20 protein-coding genes and 4 pseudogenes are annotated in these 21,141 nt (G+C 68.5%); 11 read left to right on the top strand and 13 right to left on the bottom strand.

All coding sequences use genetic code 11. The annotated features are described in order from the left end of the window. Window positions 1–107 precede the first annotated feature (107 nt). Window positions 108–683, bottom strand: a complete 576-nt coding sequence (locus tag AB0L71_RS10565) for a YdeI/OmpD-associated family protein (RefSeq protein ID WP_365240511.1) — start codon at window positions 681–683, stop codon at window positions 108–110. Between the two features lie 218 nt (window positions 684–901). Further along, window positions 902–1,486, bottom strand: a complete 585-nt coding sequence (locus AB0L71_RS10560; protein WP_365240509.1) for a TerD family protein — start codon at window positions 1,484–1,486, stop codon at window positions 902–904. Between the two features lie 410 nt (window positions 1,487–1,896). Between AB0L71_RS10560 and AB0L71_RS10555 the strand changes: the two genes are divergently transcribed. The 6 genes from AB0L71_RS10555 to AB0L71_RS10530 all read left to right on the top strand — a co-directional run bounded on the left by AB0L71_RS10555 (window position 1,897) and on the right by AB0L71_RS10530 (window position 10,732). Then, window positions 1,897–4,596 (top strand): cellulose binding domain-containing protein, encoded by a 2,700-nt coding sequence (locus AB0L71_RS10555; protein WP_365240507.1) that lies wholly within the window; start codon window positions 1,897–1,899, stop codon window positions 4,594–4,596. A 293-nt stretch (window positions 4,597–4,889) separates the two neighbouring features. Next, window positions 4,890–5,972 (top strand): lytic polysaccharide monooxygenase, encoded by a 1,083-nt coding sequence (locus AB0L71_RS10550; protein ID WP_365240945.1) that lies wholly within the window; start codon window positions 4,890–4,892, stop codon window positions 5,970–5,972. Between the two features lie 456 nt (window positions 5,973–6,428). Next, entirely contained in the window at window positions 6,429–6,632 is a 204-nt protein-coding gene (locus AB0L71_RS10545; RefSeq protein WP_365240505.1) for a cold-shock protein, read from the top strand. A gap of 563 nt (window positions 6,633–7,195) precedes the next feature. Further along, entirely contained in the window at window positions 7,196–8,287 is a 1,092-nt protein-coding gene (locus AB0L71_RS10540) for a hypothetical protein (RefSeq protein ID WP_365240503.1), read from the top strand. Between the two features lie 119 nt (window positions 8,288–8,406). After that, complete coding sequence (locus AB0L71_RS10535) at window positions 8,407–8,880, top strand: MarR family transcriptional regulator (RefSeq protein WP_365240501.1); 474 nt, start codon at window positions 8,407–8,409, stop codon at window positions 8,878–8,880. Window positions 8,881–9,109: 229 nt separating this feature from the next. Next, complete coding sequence (locus AB0L71_RS10530; RefSeq protein WP_365240499.1) at window positions 9,110–10,732, top strand: MFS transporter; 1,623 nt, start codon at window positions 9,110–9,112, stop codon at window positions 10,730–10,732. A 97-nt stretch (window positions 10,733–10,829) separates the two neighbouring features. Here the strand turns inward: AB0L71_RS10530 and AB0L71_RS10525 are convergent, their stop codons facing one another. Continuing rightward, entirely contained in the window at window positions 10,830–11,714 is an 885-nt protein-coding gene (locus AB0L71_RS10525; protein ID WP_365240497.1) for a sigma-70 family RNA polymerase sigma factor, read from the bottom strand. A gap of 71 nt (window positions 11,715–11,785) precedes the next feature. Between AB0L71_RS10525 and AB0L71_RS10520 the strand changes: the two genes are divergently transcribed. Beyond that, a complete protein-coding gene (locus tag AB0L71_RS10520; RefSeq protein ID WP_365240495.1) occupies window positions 11,786–12,268 on the top strand; it encodes a carboxymuconolactone decarboxylase family protein in 483 nt (160 codons plus the stop codon). 149 nt (window positions 12,269–12,417) lie between these two features. After that, a pseudogene (locus tag AB0L71_RS10515) lies at window positions 12,418–12,546 on the top strand (TetR/AcrR family transcriptional regulator); the annotation flags it as partial. A 36-nt stretch (window positions 12,547–12,582) separates the two neighbouring features. On the opposite strand, the gene AB0L71_RS10510 reads toward AB0L71_RS10515, so the two are convergent. Further along, complete coding sequence (locus AB0L71_RS10510; protein ID WP_365240493.1) at window positions 12,583–13,026, bottom strand: ankyrin repeat domain-containing protein; 444 nt, start codon at window positions 13,024–13,026, stop codon at window positions 12,583–12,585. 127 nt (window positions 13,027–13,153) lie between these two features. Between AB0L71_RS10510 and AB0L71_RS10505 the strand changes: the two are divergent. Together AB0L71_RS10505 and AB0L71_RS10500 are read left to right on the top strand one after the other, a co-directional pair. Then, window positions 13,154–13,279, top strand: a pseudogene (locus AB0L71_RS10505) (IS110 family transposase); the annotation flags it as partial. Window positions 13,280–13,344: 65 nt separating this feature from the next. Beyond that, on the top strand, window positions 13,345–13,779 hold the full coding sequence (locus tag AB0L71_RS10500; protein ID WP_365240491.1) for a VOC family protein: 435 nt from the start codon (window positions 13,345–13,347) through the stop codon (window positions 13,777–13,779). A gap of 36 nt (window positions 13,780–13,815) precedes the next feature. Here AB0L71_RS10500 and AB0L71_RS10495 read toward each other — a convergent pair whose 3' ends face one another. The 8 genes and pseudogenes from AB0L71_RS10495 to AB0L71_RS10460 all read right to left on the bottom strand — a co-directional run bounded on the left by AB0L71_RS10495 (window position 13,816) and on the right by AB0L71_RS10460 (window position 19,235). Then, window positions 13,816–14,385 (bottom strand): hypothetical protein, encoded by a 570-nt coding sequence (locus AB0L71_RS10495; RefSeq protein WP_365240489.1) that lies wholly within the window; start codon window positions 14,383–14,385, stop codon window positions 13,816–13,818. 54 nt (window positions 14,386–14,439) lie between these two features. Continuing rightward, window positions 14,440–14,598: pseudogene (locus AB0L71_RS10490) on the bottom strand (IS630 family transposase); the annotation flags it as partial. Window positions 14,599–14,794: 196 nt separating this feature from the next. Further along, window positions 14,795–15,748, bottom strand: a complete 954-nt coding sequence (locus tag AB0L71_RS10485) for a GNAT family N-acetyltransferase (protein ID WP_365240487.1) — start codon at window positions 15,746–15,748, stop codon at window positions 14,795–14,797. A 207-nt stretch (window positions 15,749–15,955) separates the two neighbouring features. Beyond that, window positions 15,956–16,352 (bottom strand): annotated as a pseudogene (locus tag AB0L71_RS10480) (VOC family protein). A 167-nt stretch (window positions 16,353–16,519) separates the two neighbouring features. Then, the gene (locus AB0L71_RS10475) at window positions 16,520–17,311 is read right to left on the bottom strand and encodes a transposase (protein ID WP_365240485.1); all 792 of its coding nucleotides are present in this window, start codon (window positions 17,309–17,311) and stop codon (window positions 16,520–16,522) included. Window positions 17,312–17,349: 38 nt separating this feature from the next. After that, window positions 17,350–17,616: a hypothetical protein gene (locus AB0L71_RS10470; RefSeq protein ID WP_365240482.1), complete on the bottom strand. Its 267-nt coding sequence runs from the start codon at window positions 17,614–17,616 to the stop codon at window positions 17,350–17,352. A 27-nt stretch (window positions 17,617–17,643) separates the two neighbouring features. Beyond that, window positions 17,644–18,351 carry a hypothetical protein gene (locus AB0L71_RS10465; RefSeq protein ID WP_365240480.1) on the bottom strand — a complete coding sequence of 236 codons (708 nt, stop codon included), beginning with the start codon at window positions 18,349–18,351 and terminating at the stop codon, window positions 17,644–17,646. 359 nt (window positions 18,352–18,710) lie between these two features. After that, window positions 18,711–19,235 carry a hypothetical protein gene (locus AB0L71_RS10460; protein WP_365240478.1) on the bottom strand — a complete coding sequence of 175 codons (525 nt, stop codon included), beginning with the start codon at window positions 19,233–19,235 and terminating at the stop codon, window positions 18,711–18,713. 189 nt (window positions 19,236–19,424) lie between these two features. Between AB0L71_RS10460 and AB0L71_RS10455 the strand changes: the two genes are divergently transcribed. Beyond that, on the top strand, window positions 19,425–20,150 hold the full coding sequence (locus tag AB0L71_RS10455; RefSeq protein WP_365240476.1) for a DUF4241 domain-containing protein: 726 nt from the start codon (window positions 19,425–19,427) through the stop codon (window positions 20,148–20,150). A 61-nt stretch (window positions 20,151–20,211) separates the two neighbouring features. On the opposite strand, the gene AB0L71_RS10450 is transcribed toward AB0L71_RS10455, so the two are convergent. After that, a complete protein-coding gene (locus tag AB0L71_RS10450; protein ID WP_365240989.1) occupies window positions 20,212–20,901 on the bottom strand; it encodes a hypothetical protein in 690 nt (229 codons plus the stop codon). Window positions 20,902–21,141 lie beyond the last annotated feature (240 nt).

Genomic DNA, 21,141 nt, shown 5'->3' with positions numbered 1-21,141 from the left:
GGCAGCGGGGAACCCGCACCCGCGGTCCGAGGACCGGGTGGAGCCGGGCGGGGAGAGCCGACGGGCCGGTGGTCCGTGACCGCCCCAGCAGCCCCGGGGTGGTGACCTCAGGGGTGGAACTTCTTCTGCTCGGCCAGCATCGCCACGTACTTCTCGATCCGTCGCACCCTGGTCTCGGGCTTCTTGACGTCCTGGACGCGGTACACGACCGCGTAGCGGTTCCGGCCGTCCAGCGTCGCGAAGAACTCCGCCGCGGCCGGGTTCGCCGCGAGGGCCTCGGCCAGATCATCCGGCACCGAGGCGCTCTTCGCCCCGTCGTACGCGGCGTCCCAGCGGCCGTCCGCCTTGGCACGTTCGACCTCGGCCAGCCCCGGCGGCTGCATGCGCCCCTGCTCGAACAGGGCCGCGACCTTGTCGCGGTTCACCTTCGACCACCTGCTCCTCGGCTTGCGTGGCGTGAACCGCTGCAGCCAGCTCCGGTCGTCGAACCTGCCCTTCTGTCCGTCGATCCAGCCGTAGCAAAGCGCCACGTCGAGGGCGCCCGCATAGTCCAGAGCCACGACGCCGCGGCCCTTCTTCCTGAGCTTCAGCCAGATGCCGGGAGAGGAGGAGTGGTGTTCGTTCAGCCAGGACTCGAATGCCTCGGCGGATTCGAACGAAACGATTTCCAGGTCTTCAGCCACGTCGGCAGTGAACCACGCTCCGGCTGATCGGCACGGCGCATGCGCCCGGCCGTGAAGAGAGGGGCGGCCCGCGCCGAGTCGGCCTGCCCGGAAGTCGTCGGCGTGGCCGGCATCAATCCGCCCAGCCCACGGGGCGGGGCGGTCGGCGTCGGCGGACGCACGACCGCCCGGCGGCCGACCGGGCCGTGGCAGACCAGGGCCGGGCCGCCCGCGGTGCGCTACTTGCTGACGGCGAACCGCATCAGGGCGTGCTCGCTGCCCTGCTTGATCTTTCCGGTCGTATTGATCACTTCGAGCTTCCAGCTGCTGCCGACGCGTATGGCCTTGGCCACGGCGCAACCGTTGTCCTGGGTGAGCAGACTCGGCCAGATGTCGGCGACCTGCTGGGAGCTGCCCCCGGTCGCGTCGTAGACCTTGAAGCTGATGTTGCGCGCCTTCTGGAAGGAGCTGCCCTTCTTGTAGGCGGCGGCGACGAACACGATCGAAGTGATGTTGGACGGGATCCGTGCGAACTCGACCGTCACCGTCTCGTCGTCGCCGTCCCCGCGCCCGGTCTGGTTGTCGCCACTGTGCACCAGGGAGCCGTTGCCCATGGGGTCGAGGGAATCGAGCCCCGCCAGACGGACCGGATCCGCGCCCTGCATGGCGATGGCTATCAGGTCGAGGTCGGTACCGGTCTTGCGGCGGATCATCCCCATCACGCCGCCGCTGCTGCCGGCGGTGGGGTCCCAGGACACCCCGATGGACAAGTGGGTCACTCCGTCCAGATCCGCCGGGCCGTCTTCCTTCGTGAGCGTGATCATGCGTGCATCTTCCTCTTGGCGACGTGAGTGCGACATACAGAGTGTGCCTGGGAGGTGCGAAGCCGGGTGCACCCGGTCCGCAGGTTCCCGATTCGCCCTGTTACGTCATGGGCTGACGCAGAGTCGTGCCGGGTCGATGTCTCGCACTCCACGAGGCGTGACAGCCGTGGTGCGGTCGACCGGGCCCCGCGGCGGAAAAGACGAAGGGTCTCCGACCCGGAGCCGTGGCCCGTGTTCCCTCCCGGTGCCTCGGTGGAGACGGCCCGGGAAGTCATCCGATGACTGTCTGCGCGATCCCTTCTCTCGAACGGATCACCCCGCTACCATCGGCCCTGCGTATGGGAGCGCTCCCACTTTTGTGTCGAATGAGTACCGCCACCCTGGCGGTCCCGCTCGGAGAGGAGTCTTCTGTGCGCTCAAACGCAAGACCCTTTGCCGTCCTACTCGCGGCGCTCACCCTGACGGCAGGGTTGTTCGCCACCGGAACCCCCGCCTCGGCGCGGTCCGATGATGCCCAGAGTGCCGGCCAGGCATCCGATGTGTCCCTCGCGGCCGATACCTACACCTGGAAGAACGTGCGGATCGACGGGGGAGGCTTCGTCCCCGGCGTCGTCTTCAACCGGTCCGAGAAGAACCTCGCCTACGCCCGGACCGATATCGGCGGTGCGTACCGGTGGGACCAGGCCGGCAAGCAGTGGACACCTCTGCTCGACTGGGTGGACTGGGAGAAGTGGGGCTGGACCGGAGTGGTCAGCCTCGCATCCGACACGGTCGAACCGGACAAGGTGTACGCGGCTGTCGGCACGTACACCAACAGCTGGGACCCGACCAACGGCGCGGTGCTCCGCTCCTCCGACCGAGGCGCCACCTGGCAGGCGACCACGCTTCCCTTCAAGCTCGGCGGCAACATGCCGGGACGTGGCATGGGCGAGCGGCTCGCGGTCGACCCGAACAAGAACTCCGTGCTCTACCTGGGCGCACCCAGTGGCAACGGGCTGTGGCGCTCCACCGATTCGGGCGTCACCTGGTCGGAAGTGACCGCGTTTCCCAACCCCGGGAACTACGCACAGGATCCGTCCGACACCTCGGGTTACGCGAGCGACAACCAGGGGATCGTGTGGGTCACCTTCGACGAGCGCAGTGGCAGCGCGGGCAGTGCGACCCAGGACGTCTACGTCGGCGTCGCCGACAAGCAGAACACCGTCTACCGCTCGACCGACGGCGGTGCCACCTGGTCGCGTCTGGAGGGGCAGCCGACCGGCTATCTGGCGCACAAGGGTGTCCTCGACTCCGCCACCGGATACCTGTATCTGACGCTCAGTGACACAGGCGGACCGTACGACGGGGGCAAGGGCAGGGTCGCGCGCTACGACACGAAGACCGGTGCATGGGCGGACGTCAGCCCGGTCGCGGAAGCCGACACGTACTACGGCTTCAGCGGACTCTCCGTCGACCGGCAGAATCCCGGCACCCTGATGGCCACGGCCTACAGCTCCTGGTGGCCGGACACGCAGATCTTCCGTTCCACGGACAGCGGCGCGACCTGGACGAAGGCCTGGGACTACACCAGCTATCCGAACCGGTCGAACCGCTACACCCAGGACATCTCCTCCGTGCCCTGGCTGTCCTGGGGCGCCAATCCGTCCCCTCCCGAAACCACCCCCAAGCTCGGCTGGATGACCGAAGCGCTGGAGATCGACCCGTTCGACTCGAACCGGATGATGTACGGCACGGGCGCCACGATCTACGGCACCGAGAACCTCGGGAACTGGGACTCGGGCGGCCAGATCACGATCACGCCCATGGTGAAGGGGCTGGAGGAGACGGCCGTCAACGACCTGGCCAGCCCGCCGTCGGGCGCCTCGCTGCTGAGCGCCCTCGGTGACATCGGGGGCTTCCGGCACACCGACCTCGACTCCGTGCCGAACCTGATGTTCACCTCGCCGAACCTCGACTCGACCACCAGCCTCGACTTCGCGGAGACCAGTCCCGGCACGGTCGTACGGGTCGGCAACTCCGATGCCGCCCCGCACATCGGCTTCTCCACGGACAACGGGGTCAACTGGTTCCAGGGATCGGAGCCTTCCGGTGTGAGCGGCGGCGGTACGGTCGCAGCCGCCGCGGACGGCAGCGGCTTCGTCTGGAGCCCCGAGGGCGCGGGCGTGCACTACTCGACCGGGTACGGAACCTCCTGGACCGCCTCCACCGGGATCCCGGCCGGCGCTACGGTCGAATCCGACCGCGAGGACCCGAAGAAGTTCTACGGGTTCAAGGCCGGCACCTTCTACGTGTCCACCGACGGCGGCGCCACGTTCGCCGCGAAGGCGGCGAGCGGGCTGCCCGCCGAAGGGAGCGTCCGCTTCAAGGCGTTGCCCGGTTCCGAGGGTGACGTATGGCTGGCGGGTGGCAGTGCGACGGGGACGTACGGCCTGTGGCACTCCACCGACTCGGGGGCCACGTTCAGCAGGATCTCCGGAGTGGAGGAGGCGGACGCGGTCGGCTTCGGCAAGGCCGCCACGGGAGCCTCGTACCAGACCCTCTTCGTCAGCGCGAAGATCGGCGGGGTACGCGGCATCTTCCGCTCCACCGACGCGGGAGCGAGCTGGACGAGGATCAACGACGATGCGCACCAGTGGGGTTGGACGGGCGCGGCGATCACCGGGGACCCGCGGGTCTTCGGCAGGGTGTACGTCTCGACCAACGGGCGCGGGATCATGTACGGCGACTCGGCGGACGGCGACGGCGGAAGCACGGACCCGGGCACCGATCCCGAGGAGCCTTCGGGGGATGCCGCGTGCTTGGTGACCTACAAGGTCACCAACGAGTGGTCCGGGGGCTTCCAGGCCGACGTCACGGTCACCAACACCGGTGAATCCGCCTTCGACCGCTGGGAGTTGAGCTGGTCGTTCCCCGACGGGCAGAAGGTCAGCCAGATGTGGAACGCCACCTCGCAGCAGGAGGGGGCGAAGGTGACCGCCACCAACGTCTCCTGGAACGGCAACGTCGCGCCGGGTGCCTCGGCGGGATTCGGGTTCACCGGCACCTCGACGGGCGGCAATGGCACACCGACCGGCTTCGCCATGGGAGGTGAGGCCTGCTCGACCGGTTGATCGCCGGCGGTCGGCGTCCATGGCCGGGCGGGCATGGGCGCCCGGCCATGGGCATCAAGGGCAGATCCCCTGCGGGGAATGGTGGGGCCCCCGGTCCGGCGTACCGCCCGCCCGGGGCCCGCGGCTCCCGCCCCCGAAACCCGTATGACGACGGGCGTTTACAGGTCATCGGGCTCGCGCTAGCCTCCCGCAGTACAAGTGGGAGCGCTCCCAATCCCACCGCTCCGCACTCCGTGTCCGTCCACCCCCACGCTCGCCCCACTCGAAGCGAAGGGACGTACATCGTGATCCACCTGTCGAGCCGCCGATTACTGACCGGGAGCCGGATCCTCGCCGGTACCCGGCGCAGAGCCCTGCTCCTCACTCTGCTCGCCCTGCTCACGACCATCCCCGCCGTCGGACTCGTCGTCACGGCCGGGGGCACCGCCGAGGCGCACGGCACGCCCATGAAGCCGGGCAGCCGTACCTTCCTGTGCTGGCAGGACGCGCTGACTGAGACCGGAGAGATCAAGCCGACCAACCCCGCCTGTTCGGCTGCCGCGCAGGAGAGCGGGACGACCCCGTTCTACAACTGGTTCTCCGTACTCCGCTCGGACGGCGCCGGGCGCACCCGCGGCTTCGTGCCCGACGGGGAACTGTGCAGTGGAGGGAACGCCAACTTCACCGGCTTCAACCTGCCCCGCAACGACTGGCCGCTCACCCATCTGACCTCGGGTGCGACCGTCGACTTCGCGTACAACGCCTGGGCTGCGCACCCCGGTTCGTTCTACGTCTACCTCACCAAGGACGGCTTCGACCCGACGAAGACGCTCACCTGGGACGACATGGAGGACAGCCCCTTCCTCACCGTCGACCAACCGCCGCTGAACGGCTCACCGGGCACCGTCGAGGCCAACTACTCCTGGTCCGGAACCCTTCCGGCGGGCAAGGAGGGCCGCCACATCGTCTACATGGTCTGGCAGCGCTCGGACAGTCAGGAGACCTTCTACTCCTGCTCCGACGTCGTCTTCGACGGTGGCAACGGCGAGGTGACCGGGGTCAAGGACACGACCACTCCGACCGAGCCGCCGCCCGGCCTCTGCTCGGCGGCCTATCGCACCACCAACAGCTGGAGCGGCGGCTACCAGTCGGAGGTGACGGTCACCAACACCGGCGATGTGCCGATGCTCGGCTGGATGGTCGGCTGGAAACAGCCGGACGGCCAGAGCGTCGACAGTCTGTGGAACGGCGCGATGACCGTTCAGGGGCAGGACGTGATGGTCCACAACGCGGACTGGAACGGATCGCTCGATCCGGGTGAATCCTCGACCTTCGGATACGTCTCCTCCGGCGGCGAGCCCGATCCGGCGACGGAGTTCGTCTGCACGGTGGGATGAACGCGCACCGTGCGCAGGAACGACCGGCCGGTACCCCGATGCGTCACAGCGGGGTACCGGCCGCACCGGCCGGACGCGGGTTCCCAGGCCGTGCGCGAAGCTCCCCACCGACGCCGACAGGCGGACGCGGGCGGGCCTCTTGCGGTTCCGGGAGGGGAGGACGAGCCACTCGATCAGCCGTGCGCGGTGGTTCCGTGTTCTGCGCCTTCCCGGACCGTTCCGCAGCTGTGTCCCGGGCGTGCACCGACGCGACCAGGGCAGTTGAACTGCGTCGAACTGCCGTTGCTCTCTGGTGAGGCGCGGTTTCTGCGTGTAGCGTCACTGTGTAGATGTCGTGGTTCGCAGTACCTGCCCGCGCTCCGGTGCGGGCTTCTTGCTGTGCAGTGCCGTCGGGCCAGGACGATCACCTCCGGGACCGCATGGTGCGGATCCCGTCTCGACCGGAAAGGCACGAGCATGGCCAGCGGAACCGTGAAGTGGTTCAACTCCGAAAAGGGATTCGGCTTCATCCAGCAGGACGGCGGGGGCCCGGACGTCTTCGCGCACTACTCCAACATCAACGCCACCGGTTTCCGTGAGCTCCAGGAGGGGCAGGCGGTCACCTTCGACATCACCCAGGGCCAGAAGGGCCCGCAGGCGGAGAACATCACCGCCGCCTGACACAGCCAGGGCACCCGCCCCTGCCCGGCCGAATGAGGCCCCGGGAGGAACTTCGGCGGGTGCATCGGCAGATGAGGGACGGGTGGTGCCGGGCACGTCGCCGCGGAATGTACGAACAGACCGCGGAACCGCCCCGCCCACCCGTCCTGTCATGAGCGGACACTCGCCCTCGACACCCGTGACACTGTGGATGGCTCGTGCGGCGAGATCCCGGCCGCCCATCGGCCTCGGTGCCCGATGGCCCCACTCTTCCGGCGCCGCGCGCAGGGGGCGGGTCGGGCGGGCCGGCAGCCCAGCACACTGAACACCGTTGCCGTACCGGTGGGTTGCGGATGGCTCCCGAGGCAGTGCAGGTCCGCCGGCCGAACCGGCGCACCCCTGACCGTCCGCCACGTCGGCAGCCGACAGGCCCGCCCGTGCACTGGCCCCGAAGGACGGCATGGCCCGTTCCGTGGTGCCCCCGGCCCGCTCGGGAACGGGCCGATGGGAGAATGCCGGAGCAGAGGGAAGGTTCCGGTTGGTGGGGCATTGCGCGGTCGGACGCCGGAACGAGGAGGTTGCGGATGCTGACTGAGCTGGGGCTGGCCGACGAGGAGGACGCGGTCTACCGCACCCTGGTCGTGCACCCGGGAGTACGCGCCGCCGACCTCGCCCGGACACTGGCCGCCACGGGCGCCGGTGGCGAAGCGGCCCCGGCCGCCGTCCGGTCGGAGGAAGAGGTTGCCGCGGTGCTGCGCCGACTGGTCAGCACCGGTCTTGCCCTCGTCGACCCCGGTCCCGGCGGTGAACCCCGCTACCGGGCCACGCCGCCCGCCCTGGCCCTGGAGCCGCTGCTCACCGCCCGGCGCGACGGCCTGCGGCAGGCCGAGACGCTGATAGCGCGGCTCACCGAGCAGTACCGGGAGGCCCAGACGGAGCAGCCCGGGGCACCCGTCGAGGTGGTCACGGGACGGGAGGCGGTGCGCCACAGGTTCCTGCAGCTGCAACTCGCGGCTCAGCGGGAGGTCCTGGGTTTCATGCCGGTCAGCCGCCGCGAAGCTGTGGTACCGGTGGAGGAGAACGAGGCCGAGGCCGAGGCCATGCGGCGTGGGGTGCGCTATCGGGTGGTCCTGGAACGGGGCTGGCTCGGAGGGCCGGGGGCCAGGGGCCTGGTGGAGGAGTCGCTGCGCGCCGGGCAGGAACTCACCGTGGTGGAGTCCGTACCCCTGCAAATGGTCATCGCGGACGGCAGGACCGCCATGGTCGGGCTCTCGGCCCTGCCCGGGAGCGGCGATCCCGGGGCAGTGATCATCCATGAGACCGGGCTGCTGGAAGCCCTGGTCGCTCTCTTCCACGCCTATCGCGAGCGCGGTTGGCGGTTGGTCGACCCCCAGCAGACCGGGCCTGCCCCGGGCCCGGACGACGGGCTGGACGGGGAGGACCGATCGATCCTGGGACTGCTGTACGTGGGTCTGACGGACGTCAGCATCGCCCGGCAGCTCGGCCTCGGTCATCGCACGGTACAGCGCAGGCTCAGCCGGCTGATGCAACTGGCCGACGCCCAGACGCGTTTCCAGCTGGGCTGTCATGCGGTACGGGCAGGCTGGCTGAGCGGCGGCGCAGGACCGCACGAGACGGCGCCGGACGTCCCGGCGGAAGACCTCGCCGGACTGTAGTGATCGCCCGTGGCGGGCATCGAGTCATCCGGGTGAGGGCCGTGCTGCCCCGGGCACGGCCGGCCGAAAAGGATGTGGCTGATTGACATAGGTATCTCCAGATACCTATTATGCGGAACATGTCCGACAGCAGTGCTCCCGAACAGCGCATCGACCGAGTGGCCGCTGCGCTCTCGGCATGCCTGCCCGCACTGCACCGGGTGCTGGAGCGGCGGATCGCCAGGGAGTATCCCCACCCCAGGCCGCCCGAGGGACAGGTTGCGCTGCTGCGGTTCGTTGCACAGCGTGAGGGGGCCACGGTCCGCGAGGCGGCCGAAGCGCTCCTGATGAAGCCCAACAATGTCAGCGCCCTGGTCTCCCAGCTCACGGAGCGGGGGGAGCTGGAGCGTCGGCAGGACAGCGCCGACAAGCGGATCGCTCATCTGCACCTCACGGATTCCTCGAGGCAGCGGATCGCCGAAGTGTGCGCCCTCGAGGAGCGCTACCTCCGCCAGGCGATGCTGTCCCTCACCGACGGAGAGATGGACGCTCTCGGTTCCGCCGTCGGTGCACTGAGCGCACTGACGCGCAACCTGCACTCCGCACCCCGCTAAGAGGCGGCCCCGCGCGCCGGCGCACCGCCCGGTCTCCCGCGGTGAAGTGTTCGGTTCAGCGCATTTCCTCTCCCCTCTCCGGATGCGGTCACTTTCCGACTGCCTCCGTTCACGGCCCCGCCCGCCCGCCCCCGCCCGTTCGTCGGCCGGGCAGGCCGGCCGGTTGTCGAACCCCGGCCATTGGCTGTGCGGTTCGTTCGTCCCCTTTGAGAAAGAAACGGCTCTCTTCATGGCGTCCACTTCTGTGGATCACTCTGCCGCGGTCACGGCTGCACCCATGCAGTCGAGGTTCGCGCGCTTCCGGGCCAACCCCTGGCTCGCTCTCATCGCAGTGTCGTTCGGCCTGCTCATGGTGCAGCTCGACGGCTCCGTCGTCGCCATCGCCAACCCGGCGATCGGCAAGGACCTCGGGGCCAGCACCGCGGAACTGCAGTGGGTCACCAACGCCTATCTGCTCGCGCTCGCCGCCTCGATGATTCTCGGCGGCAAGCTCGGCGACCGGTTCGGCCGGCGCTTCTACTACCTCGTCGGCGTCGGCGGATTCGTCGTCACCTCGGTCGCCATCGGCCTGAACAGCAGCATCGAGGGGGTCATTGCCTTCCGCGCCCTGCAGGGGCTGTGCGGCGGCATCCTGATGCCCAACACCCTGGGCATCCTGCGCGCTGTCTTCCCCCCGAAGAAGTTCGCGCTCGCGGTGGGTGTCTGGGGCATGGTCTCGGCCGTCTCGACCTCGCTGGGCCCGATCGTCGGCGGCCTGCTCGTCGAGCACGTCAACTGGGAATCGGTCTTCTTCCTGAACGCACCGATCGGCATCGTCGCCCTGCTGTTCAGCATGGCGGTTCTCGCGGAGTCCAAGAACTCCACCGGCCACCACCGGTTCGACATCCCCGGTGTCGTCCTGCTTGCCGCGGGTCTGGTCGCGCTCGTCTTCGGCATCGTCAAGGGCGAGACCTGGGGCTGGGCCTCCGCCGGGACCCTCGGCTCCATCGCCCTCGGCCTGGTGCTCCTGGTCCTCTTCGGCTGGTACGAGACCCGGCAGGAGCACCCCCTGCTGCCGATGCGCCTCTTCCGCAACCGGTCGCTGACCACCGGCGCGGTCATGACCCTGCTGAACTTCTTCGTGATGCTCGGCGGCATCTTCTTCATCATGCTGTATCTGCAGAACGTGCGCGGCTACACACCGGTCGAGGCCGGTATCAGCACGCTGCCGATGTCGATCGCCTCGCTGTTCGCCTCACCGCTCGGCTCCCAGCTGACCGACCGCTTCGGCCCGCGCGTCACGATTCCGCTGGGCCTGGTCCTCTCCGCCGCCGCCATGTTCGGCATGCTCACCTGGACCGTCGACTCGTCCTACGCGACGATGTGGCCGCCGTTCATCGCGATGGGCCTCGGCGTCGGCATCGTGCTGCCCGCCACCGCCGCCGCGATCATCGGCAACGCACCGGTCAGGGACGGCGGTGTGGCCTCCGGACTGCAGTCCACCATGCTCCAGATCGGTGGCGCCCTCGGTACCTCCGTGCTGGTCACCGTGATCTCGGGCAAGGTCGGCTCCTCACTGTTCGGTGAGCTCACCGGCGCGGGCGTCCCGGCGGCCATGGCGCACGGCCTGGAGAAGGCCGAGGACGCCGTCGCGATGGGTATCGCCCCGGTCTCCTCCGACATGCCGGCCCAGATCAGGGCCGCAGTCGTCGAGGGCAGTGGCCAGGCCTTCGTCAACGGTCTGCACTCCGCCGTCACCGTCACGGGGATCCTGTGCCTGATCGGTGCCGTGGTTGCCGTCATCGGCATCAGGAGCCGCGCCGAGGAAGCGGCGGACGGCACGGAGGACGTGGTGGTCGTCGCCGCGCACTGAGCGACGGCGCATGCGTCGGAGCGGCGGTGCCGAGGGTCCTGTACGGCCCCGGCAGCGCCGCTCCGTGCGTGATCGGTCTTCTTCAAGCGCCCCGCGGTCAGACGGCCAGACCGAGCGCGGCCAGACGGTCCGGATCGGTGAGGATGTCGAGTCCGGTGATGCGGCCGTCCCGGACAGTGAACGACATGACGGACAGTGGCCGGCCCTCGGCGAACGAGACGACGCCGGGCGTGCCGTTGACCAGCACGGGATACGCGTCCGCCGCGAAGCGGGCGAACGTGATCGCCTGGGACGCCACATCGGCCGCGCCGCGCCGCACGACGCTCGGGACGAGCGTGCCGCCGTCGGAACGCGCGACCACAGCGGGGTCGAGGACGGTCAGGAGCGCCTCGAAGTCGCCGCCGCGTGCAGCGGTGAGAAACGCGTCCACGACGTCGCGCTTACGGGCGTTGTCCGTGTCGGCCCCCGGGGTCGCGCCCTGTACCCGGCGGCGGGCGCGGCTGGCGAGCTGCCGGGTGGAGACCACGGTGCGGCCGACGACGGGGGCGATGTCGTCGAAGGGCACGTCGAACATGTCGTGCAGGACGAAGGCGAGCCGCTCGGCGGGGGAGAGGGTCTCCAGCACGACCATGAGTGCGATGCCCACCGCGTCCGCGACCAGGACCTCCTGCTCAGGACTGACGCGGCCGAGCTGGGTGACCACGGGGTCCGGCAGCCGGACCGTCCCGTCCTGTTCGGGCAGCGGATCCTCCCGCCGGGAGGTACGCGAGCGCAGTATGTCCAGGCACACCCGCCCGATGACCGTGGTGAGCCAGGCACCGAGGTTCTTCACCTCGCTGACGTCCGTGCGGCCGAGCTTGAGCCAGGTCTCCTGGACGGCGTCCTCCGCGTCCGCGAGCGACCCCAGCATCCGGTAGGCCACCGCCCGCAGTCCCTGCCGCTCCGCCTCGAACCGGTCGGCCAGAAAATTCTTTTCGCTCACCTGTCACATCCCCGTGTCCGGATCCGTCGATCCAGTGACGGACGCTAACGGACAACCGAGGAGAGCACCGCATGAACACCACAGCCGCCTCAACCGCCACCGCCCGGATGAAGAACCCCGCCCTGGTCCTGCCGGACGCCATGAAGGGCATCCAGAACATCTACGAGGCCGTGTACCAGGGCGGCGTCTCCCCGCAGATCCTGGAGCTGGTCCACCTGCGGGCCAGCCAGATCAACGGCTGCAGCGCCTGCGTGTTCGGCGGCGTGACGGGCGCGAAGAAGCACGGCGAGACCGACGAACGCCTCCACGCCGTGACCGCCTGGCGCGAGGCCCCGTTCTTCACGGACGAGGAACGCGCCGCTCTGGCCCTGACCGAGGCCGCCACCCGGATCGCCGACCGCTCCGGCAAGGCCGTCGCCGACGAGGTGTGGGACGAGGCCGCGGACCACTTCAACGAGGAACAGCTCTCCGCGATCATCCTGATGATCGGCCTGACCAACTTCTTCAACCGCATCAACACCACCATCGAGGAGCCCGCCGGCGCCTCCTGGTGACCGGCCCGGCTGACCCGCGGTCAGTGACCCGGGTGCATGTCCGCCCCGAACGACGGTGCCGGTGGCCGAACTCCGCCTCCGGCACCGCCGTTCGGGGCGGGCGACACACGGGGGACCGGCGCTGCCCATGCGTGAACGGGCTCGGCCTCGAACGCTTCCCCGCCCTGGTCCACTTCGCCCGTGACGTCCGCCTCCTCGGGGCAGACCTGCGGGCCGCGTTCGATGAAATTCTCGCGGCCCAACTCGCCCACAGCGAGGCGCGATCCGCCCTCCAGTAGGGCCTGTTGCGAGAGCTGATCCTGAGCTTCTACTGCCTACGGGGCACGGAGGGCTTTCCGTGCGAGGTCCGCGCCTGCCGCCATGAGGAGTTCGGCGGTATCGGGGTGGGGGCCGCGGTCCGCCCACTCCAGTGGGGACCAGCCCGCGCCGTGGTCTTCGCGCAGGCCGGGATCGGCGCCGTGCGCCAACAGTTCCCGAACCGTGTCGGTGTGACCCCAGGAAGCGGCTGCGCACAACGGTGTGCCGTCCGAGCCGGGGCCGCAGCTTTCTGCGTCGGGGGAAGCCCCGGCCTCCAGAAGCAAACGGGCCACTGCGGCTTCTCCTTGTACCGATGCCAGGTACAGAGGGGTGGTGCCGTCGCTGTCCCTTTTCTCCGGGTCGGCTCCACTGCGCAACAGGGCCTTCACTTCGGTGGTGTTACCTGACAGGGCTGCTTCGAAGAGCCGACGGGAGAGCTTCTTCTGATGCCGCCGCTTCATGACCGGCTCCTTCTGTAGGGGGCACTTCTCACCGCACCGGCGGCGTGCACCTGGACCTCGCGCACCCAGGCAGGCGACCGTCACGTGAGTCGCCTCGGCCGACCGCGCCAGATGCATCCCGTGCAGTAAATGCGCCCAGGACAAATCCCGCACCCAAGCTCTTTCATGCCTTGCCCGACACCGCATCGACGTCCTGTTCGCCATCTTCCGCGACGGCGCCTTCTACGAGTCCCGACCCGCAGCGGCTGTCTGACACCCATCGCCAACTACCAGTTCTTGGCTCGCGGCGAGGACTCGAAGGGCGGATAAGGTGAGTCGATGGAATCGCGTATCAGTCTGATCACACTGGGTGTTTCCGACCTCGGACGCGCTCGGTCGTTCTACGAGGCCCTGGGCTGGGAAGGGCAGACGGTCCAAGAAACCGTCTTCTTCCAGGCAGGCGGCCTTGCGCTGGCCCTGTGGGATCGCGACAAGCTCGCGCTCGACTGCGGTGTTGAAGACCATCAGTCGGCTGGGTTCGGCGGGATCGCGCTCGCTCACAACGTGCGGTCCCCGGCCGAAGTCGACCAGCTCATCGCAACAGCGGAGCAAGCGGGCGCCACCGTCACGCGTCCTGCGGCCGCGACGTTCTACGGCGGCTACGCAGGAGTCTTCGTCGACCCTGACGGCCATGCGTGGGAAGTCGCTTACAACCCGGGGTTCCCGCTTGCCGCAGACGGCTCCATCACCGTCCCCGACTTCCACAGTCGCTAGCGCTGTGACCGCATAGGTTCACCGGGTTGAGTGCGCTCAGTCGGGCCGTGCCGCCTTCCACGTCCACGACGTCCGGCGGGGCAGACCATCCAGGTCCCCGCGTCCGGTGCACCACAGCAGCACCGGGACGGGCTCGCCGGGCGGGGCGTCGGGGAACAGCCTGTCGAGCACGTCCTCGCACAGCGGTGCCGGCGGCAGCCAGTCCACGCCCAGTCCGCGGGTGATGTCGTGGGTGTGCAGCAGGATCTCGGCGACGCCCATCGCCGCGAACCCCGTCGGGTCGCACAGGCCCCAGTGCCAGGCCCGCAGGGACGGGTCGGCGGTGGCCAGCGCGCTGCCGAGCAGTCCGCCGCAGGCGGCGGCCACCTGCAGCGCTTCGGCAGGCGAGGCGGTGGGGCGCACGCGCAGGTCGAAGAGGAGGTAGGCGTGGGCCGGGCGCGCGGCGAGCTGGCCTGCGTAGGCCAGCAGGTCGTGGCCGATGTGTGCGGCCGTCTGTCGGCAACTCCACTCCAACGGGCCGGCCGGCACTGTCCAGTCCTCGCCGGTGCGAGGTCCGAGTACCTCCAGCATCTGCGCCACGGCGGCCTGAACGTCTTGGTGATCCATGCGGTGCTCCTCACAAGGCACGTTGTGATGGGCTGTTCTGTTCGTTCGTTCGTTTCAGGCTGCGGCGGTGATGGGTCTGCGGCCCCAACGGACGCCTTTTTCGCTTCGGATGCGGGCGTGTTCGCGGCGTTGGGCGACCAGCACGTCAGCATGGCGTGCGGTTTTGTTGCGCCAGCGCAGGTAGGCGTGCAGGGCACGGGTCTGGACGGTGTGGCCCTCACGTGAACTGCGCTCGTACGCCCTGCGCTACTTCACGCTGGATCGCACCGACCACGCCGGCCACAAGGAGTAGGGCAGCATGATCCACCGCTACATCATCTGGCAGAACCGCCACGCCGACGGCACCCGCCCCTGAGGTCTTCGCCCGGGCCGACGTGGCCTGACCAGCGACTAGCCGAACACCCAGTCCTCAGCCCGCGGTCTTGGTTTTGATCAGCGGCGTGTCCCGCGTGAACTCCCGGAATCCGACGCTGTCATACAGTCCGCGCGCCTGGGGGTGCCCCGGCGCACCCAGGCAGGCGACCGTCATATGAGTGGCCCCGGCCGCCCGCGCCAGATGCATCCCGTGCAGAAGCATCGCCCTTCCCAGCCCCAGACGCCGGTAGTCCGGATGCGTCCCGACCGGCTCGAACTCAGCGGTCCTGTTCGCTTGGTCGAGCCACATGATCGTCGAGGATGCCATCGTTCCGTCCGGCGCCTCCACCAGGATGTGCAGATCGCCGCGATACCCCGCCGTCTGCCGGACGCCCTGGTAGCCCTCGGCCGTGTACATCGAGGGAGCCCAGGCGTCCAGATGGGCCTGGACCGCGGCCTCCGGCCCGGCCTCGTCGGCGGTGCGGAACCGGAATCCGTCCGGCAGTACCGGCTGTTCCACGTCGACGAGGTCCCGCTCGTTGAGCTGGGTCCAGGACCCGGCGTCGCCGAGCGCGGCCGGGTCGGTCTCATAGCCGTGCGCCGCCCATCGCTTCAGGGCGAACTCATCGGCGGCGCTCGGCATCACCGTACGCTCGATGTCCACCGCCGTACCGTCGTACCAGTCGATCACCTCGTCAACCAGCCAGGCGCGGCCGGGATGGACCTGATACGCCAGATAGGCATCGGTGACGTCCTTCACCGACCCGTCGCTCAGCCTCACCCGGTGCGGAAGAAAGGCCCAGCTCCACGCCACCAGATCCCTGCCGGAGAACCACAGTCGACGCCGCCAGCTTGCGCCGTCGCTGCTGTGTCCCTTGCCCCAAATCCAGGCCAGCTCGCCGAATGACGCGTCGGTGTTCACCAGGTCTGGGCGGGCGGCGGTGACACGCTGCGCCAGACCCTGCATGAGCTGCACGTCCGCGGCGGTGACAAGTTCGAAGTGCGCCATAGTGCGCCACTGTGTCAGGACCCCGCAAAGCCGTCGAACCGTTTTCCGGGGCTGCCGATGGCGGCAGTCAACAGCACAACGCGCGCTCGTCGTGGCGGCGGAGCCGATGGCAGGCCGGGCAGCCACGTCCCTCGATCTCACCGGCCGACTGCGGACATCGATCGACGCGCGTCGCGACCCGTAGGGCGAACGTTGCCTGCTACAGGACTAGTTGGGCGGTGCCAGGGTGCGCAGGACGCAGAACTCGTTGCCCTCGGGGTCGGCCTTGACCACCCAGCTTCGGTTGGGGCCTTGGTCTACATCCGTCTTGGTGGCGCCGAGGCCGAGCAGCCTGGGTCACCTCGTCGTCTGTGCTGCCGTCGATTGGGCTGACGTCGAGGTGAAGCCGGTGCTTCACAGGCCTGGCCTCGGCCACCTGGATGAACACCAGGTCGGGTGACATCTGACGGGCCCGAACGTCCTCGACGGTCGGTACCCAGGAGCCGATCTCGACCCTGCCCTCGTTCCGGTCGATCACTTTGAAGTCCAGGACCTCGCACCGGAAGGCCGCGAGTCTCTCCGGATCGTCGCAGTCAACGGCCAACGCGGTGAACCTACTTGTCATGCCTCTCCCAGATACTGCGGAAGGGGCTCACCTTATGGGGGCCACGCCGCCCAGCCGGCGAGTCCGGGATCGCTACGACCACGAACCCTTGGAATCGATCGTCTAGAAGACTGCTGAAAATCTTGTTGAGGGGTTGTCCGGCCGCAGGCCGGACAACCCCTTCTTCGTCATGGGGTGGCCGGGGTGAGGTGCCAGGTGCCGCTCGTGCGGTTGAGCCCGAGTCTGATCAGTCGGCGGAGGTTGAGGGCGGCGGCGCGGTGGTGGAGCGAGATGTTGTTGGCTATGACGCCTCGGTAGCGGACTCTGCGGTTGCCGTGGGCGACGAGCCGAGCGATGGCGCGTTCGACCGGTGGTCGCCATCGGCGGTATTCGTCCTGCCAGGCGGTGTCGGTGGCAGTCTGGACGCGGGCTGCGGTCAGCAGTTCGTGCTGTGGGTGGACGTTGATGGCCCGTCCGGTCTTCGAGGTGGTGCAACGTTCCTGGAGTGGGCAGCCGATGCACAGCCGTTTGAACTGGGCGGTGCGGCCTCCGTCGGCCTTGGTGCGGCCCAGATTCGCGGTCTGTCCCGCCGGGCAGGTCACGGTGGCGGCGTCGGTGTCGACGTGGAAGTCGTCGATGGTGAAGCCTCCGGGGGCGGCCCGCCGCAACGGCGTCGGCTTGATCACCAGGACGTGGCCCTGGGCGGTCAGCTGTTCGCGCAGGTCGCCGGTGCCGTAGGCGGAATCGCCGAGCACGGTCAGCGTCTCGCCCTCGCTCTGGTCTTCTTCGGCCAGCAGGTCCAACGCGACGGCGGCCTCGTGGTTGTTCGGCCCGTAGCCGCTGGTCAACGCGACGGCGGTGACGGTGTCCTGGGTGGCCACCGCATCGTCCAATACGGTGGAGTCCAGCCCCCGGCGCTGCCTTCCCTTGAGGACACCGGTGGCGGCCACGACCTCTTTGACCTTGGTGAAAATTCGCATCCGGTCGGCCGAGCGAGCGAGTCGGCGCCGGAAATAGGTCAGCAGCGAGGGATCGAAGGCCTCTCGTGGGCGCCCCGAATGCCGGGCTGGCAGTAGAGGGCGTCGATGCCGTAGTGCGAGCGGAAGGCAGTCCAGCGTTCGGCTTCCACCCGGCGACGGGAGAGGCCCAGCACCTGCGCGACGGCGGCTCTGAGGTTGTCGTAGCGGACCTTCCCGGTCGGCACTCCGCCCAGCACGTTGAGAGCGCGGACGTGGCCCTCGAAGAACGCCTCCTGCCCTGCCGAGGCGAAGATGCTTCTCTGCACTATCGAGGGCGGCTGAGCGGTTCCTGATCAGACTGCGATCGGGAGCTCCTCAATCCAGCATTCGACTGAATTTGCGGTGATTACGGCTTGGGCTTCTTCTGCGTCGGCTCTGGTCAGGAAGACGCCCGCTCCCTTGATGTCAGGCCCGCCGGAGCGGATGACCCGCGTCATGACAACGTAGACGTAACGGTGACGCTCCCGGCGTATCGTGGTGTTCTCTTCATCCATCAGTGCGTCGATGAGTTCCTGAGCCGAGGCAATGTTGAGGCCGGCGTCGATCCCGCCGAGAGGTTGGTAGGGCCAGATCGGCGTGGCGGGGTGGAAATTGTTGAAGAAGCTTTGGCGCGGTAGGTCGAGTATCCCTTCCGTCCAGCCGACGGCCATGGCGACCACGTAGTCGGACTCGCCCTGGCTCTCCAGAACGAAGACGTGATCCTCTTCTCCGAAGGACACGCTGGTGTAGTCGGCTTTGACTTGCGCGCTCTCGGCCGCGGTCGCGCACCTGATCGCCAAGCCGCGATAGTCATCACGGATCTTCACTACGCTGGCGGGCTTGAACAGCAGGTCAATCGTTGTCTCGGGTTCGCCAGGCGTGTCGGGCTGGCCGATGCTCCGCATCAGCAGCTGGCCGTGGCTCGCCGAGTAGGCCAGGAGGTGGAACCTGCGCTCGCTCCGAAAGACCTCCCTGCCGGGGATGAGCTGGTGACCGCGGTTGAGCCAAGTGCTGTCCGTCATGGGCTTACGATCTCTGTCTCGCCCAAAGTTGGTCAACGTGATTGGCTAGAGCCTGTCTGACAATTGATCATCTGGTTGGCTCGCGGAGCCGGAGATGGCCCTCGCTCTTGGTCGAGAGCGGTAAATCCGTTGCGCGTTGGATCGAGCCTCGTCGAGTCTTCCGGCATGGAGTTGACCGAAGCAGCACGGGCATGGCGCGAGGACGGGTTCGTGATCCTTCCCGGGTTCATCCCGCCCGAGGGCTGTTCCCCGGAGGACAAGTATCCTGAGCCATCGCATCTCCGTCCACGTGTCATTGCTCCAGACGGAGACTCCTCGCTTACCCGATCGCGAAGGCGGAGGACACACCGAGAGTGCGGTCAACGGGTCGGTGCACGGCCTTGCCCGAGTACGACAGCCCGAACGCAAACAGATAGCAGGTCGCCAGCTCGCCGGCCGGCCTCACTGTGACGGCGCCGAAGTCGCTCGGCCTCCGCCCCGGGCCTGTGGGGCTGCGAGACGAACGCCTCCACCACCCCCTTGCCGGACTGGAGACGGATCTCCTCACGGCGGGCGGCGACGTAGGCGCGGACCATCTGGTAGGAGACGTCGACGGCTTCATGCTCGTGCAGCAGCCGGTCGTAGATCCGCTTGACCGTGTGGCGCTGCTTCGGCGGCGCGGTCAGGTCCGCCTTCAGGATGGCGTCGATCACCGGCTTGTAGGGGCCCAGGCGCGTTGCCCGTGGCCTCATCTTCTTACGCGGCTCCGGCAGGGCCGAGGTCAGAACCCTCTGCACGGTGTTGAAGCCGACGCTGTACTTCCGCATGAGCGCGCGCTTCGACATGCCGGTCCTGGCATCACGGCGGATCGCCGCGTACAGATCGACCTTGGAGTTCGGCAGCACCCGGGCCCCCTCGTCGTGCAGAGCACGACCATGGTCCCGAGGCAAGCACCTGGGCGTTCTCGAAACTCGGTTCTGGCACAGATCTTGGGGGGCGATCACGGGTTGCGACGATGCAAGAAGTGCCGATGTCAGCGGGCCCACGTAGCTTTCGGTTGACCGCCCGACCGGGTGGCGAGGAGGGAGTGAGACATGGAGTGGGTCAGGGACGCGCGGCTGGCAGCCGGGCCTGAGGCCACCTGGTATTTGGAGGCGGCTTTCACGCCCGGCGCTCACCTTGGGACGGCGTATGACGATCCGACGACGCCGGTAGTCGTGACGGGCATCGAGGAGCTGACGACGATCCGCGTACCGAGCGGTCGGCTCGTCGTCGATGCGCCATGGCACGACGACCAGGTCTGGGAGTACCAGAGGGGGCTGCCGACCAGGCCCCCGCGGGAGCTCGCGGTGCGCATTCCCCCGGGCGTCTACCGGGTAGAGATCGCGTGGACGGCGGGCCCGTACGAGTTCATGGGCGAGCACGTCGACGGCGTTGAGTGCGCCGCGACGCGCCTGTGCATCAGCGACGGTCCTGTCGTCGGATGGGAGATGGGCCTGAGTGTCGAGGACGATATCGCCAGGCTTCAGCCGGGCGAGGAGCTCCGCTTCTTCTCCGATGCCAATGTCGGCTGCTTTGCCGACGCAGGCGCGTGGACGACCTTGTCCGCACCGTTTCGCACGTTCATAGACGGGGTCCCTGCCCTGCGCGATACCGAGCAGTTGGCCGACGGGTGCGAACGGGTACGCGACGAGTCGCAGCAAGCTGATCTGGTCACGTTCGGGGCCGAGTCGGGCGGTGTCGTCTGGTTGGGCCGCACGAAGACCGGCGACGTGGCGGCGATCGTCGTCACCAGCGGCATGCCCGACGCCAAAGCATGACGTCGCTGCCGCCTCTCCCTGTCCTGCAAGTCGTACAGCCGGACGTGGCTGCTCGCCTTCACTAGGAGGAGCAGCATGAGGAGAGGTATCGGGAGTCGCACCCCGAATAACCACGGCGAGGCGCTACTGCAGCAGGATCATCTTCCGGAGCAGGTGGAAGCCGGCTCGGCCGTAGAGCTGTCTCTTGATCTTTTTTAATGCGGTTCACGGCTCCCTCGATGCTGCCCGAGTTCCAGTCCAGGGTGAGGCCGGCGGTCACGGCGTCGAGGTCCCGGAGCAGGTGGCGTGCGAAGCCGGCAAGGCCGGGTAGCTGGCTGGCTTCGACGGTGCTGATCCAGACAGGAAGCGTGATGCCGAGGCGGCCGCTGAGCATCTCGCCGAAATCACGGATGTGTCCGGCGGCCATGTCCAGTTCGGGACAACGGGCCAGGACGTCTTTCAGGCCGACGCGGTCTTCCTCGGTCAGGGCGGTGGGGCGCCGGGTGAGCCAGCCGGTCACCTGCCGCACCGTCGGCGGCCGGGGCGGCGCCTCGGACGGGACCCAGCGCAAAGTGGCGATGTGGGCTCGGACCCCGCCGTAGGTGACAGGAGCGTGCTCGGCTATCAGCTCGCCGTGCAGTCGGGTGACGTTGGTGCATCCCTCGGCGAAGCGTCGCTCCAGGTAGGGCTTGTAGGGGTCCAGTCTGCTGGGCCGGGGCCGGTTCTCGCGGAAGGTGTCCTGCCAGCGTGCGGCGTTCGCGTACCGGAGCACGGTGTTGAGGCCCCAGCCCAGGTGCCGGGCAATCGCCCGGCGTGAGTGGCCTTGGCGAGCAGTTCGTGGACCAGTGAGTGTGCTGCCTTTTTTTCCGCTCGGCCCGCCGGCCGACGGGGTCCGAGTCGTCCTGCGACCGGCCGGGAGCTGGTCGGGTGTCCTGCGGTGGCATGCCGTTTGGCGACGGGTTGCGCAAGCAGTCGCGGTGGGCGGCGACACAGGTCTCCACGGCCCGGCCGA

This window comes from Streptomyces sp. NPDC052052, from assembly GCF_040680455.1.
Classification (GTDB): Bacteria; Actinomycetota; Actinomycetes; order Streptomycetales; family Streptomycetaceae; genus Streptomyces.
The sequence above is the reverse complement of the archived record's forward strand: the minus strand, read 5'-3'. Positions and strand labels throughout refer to the sequence as shown.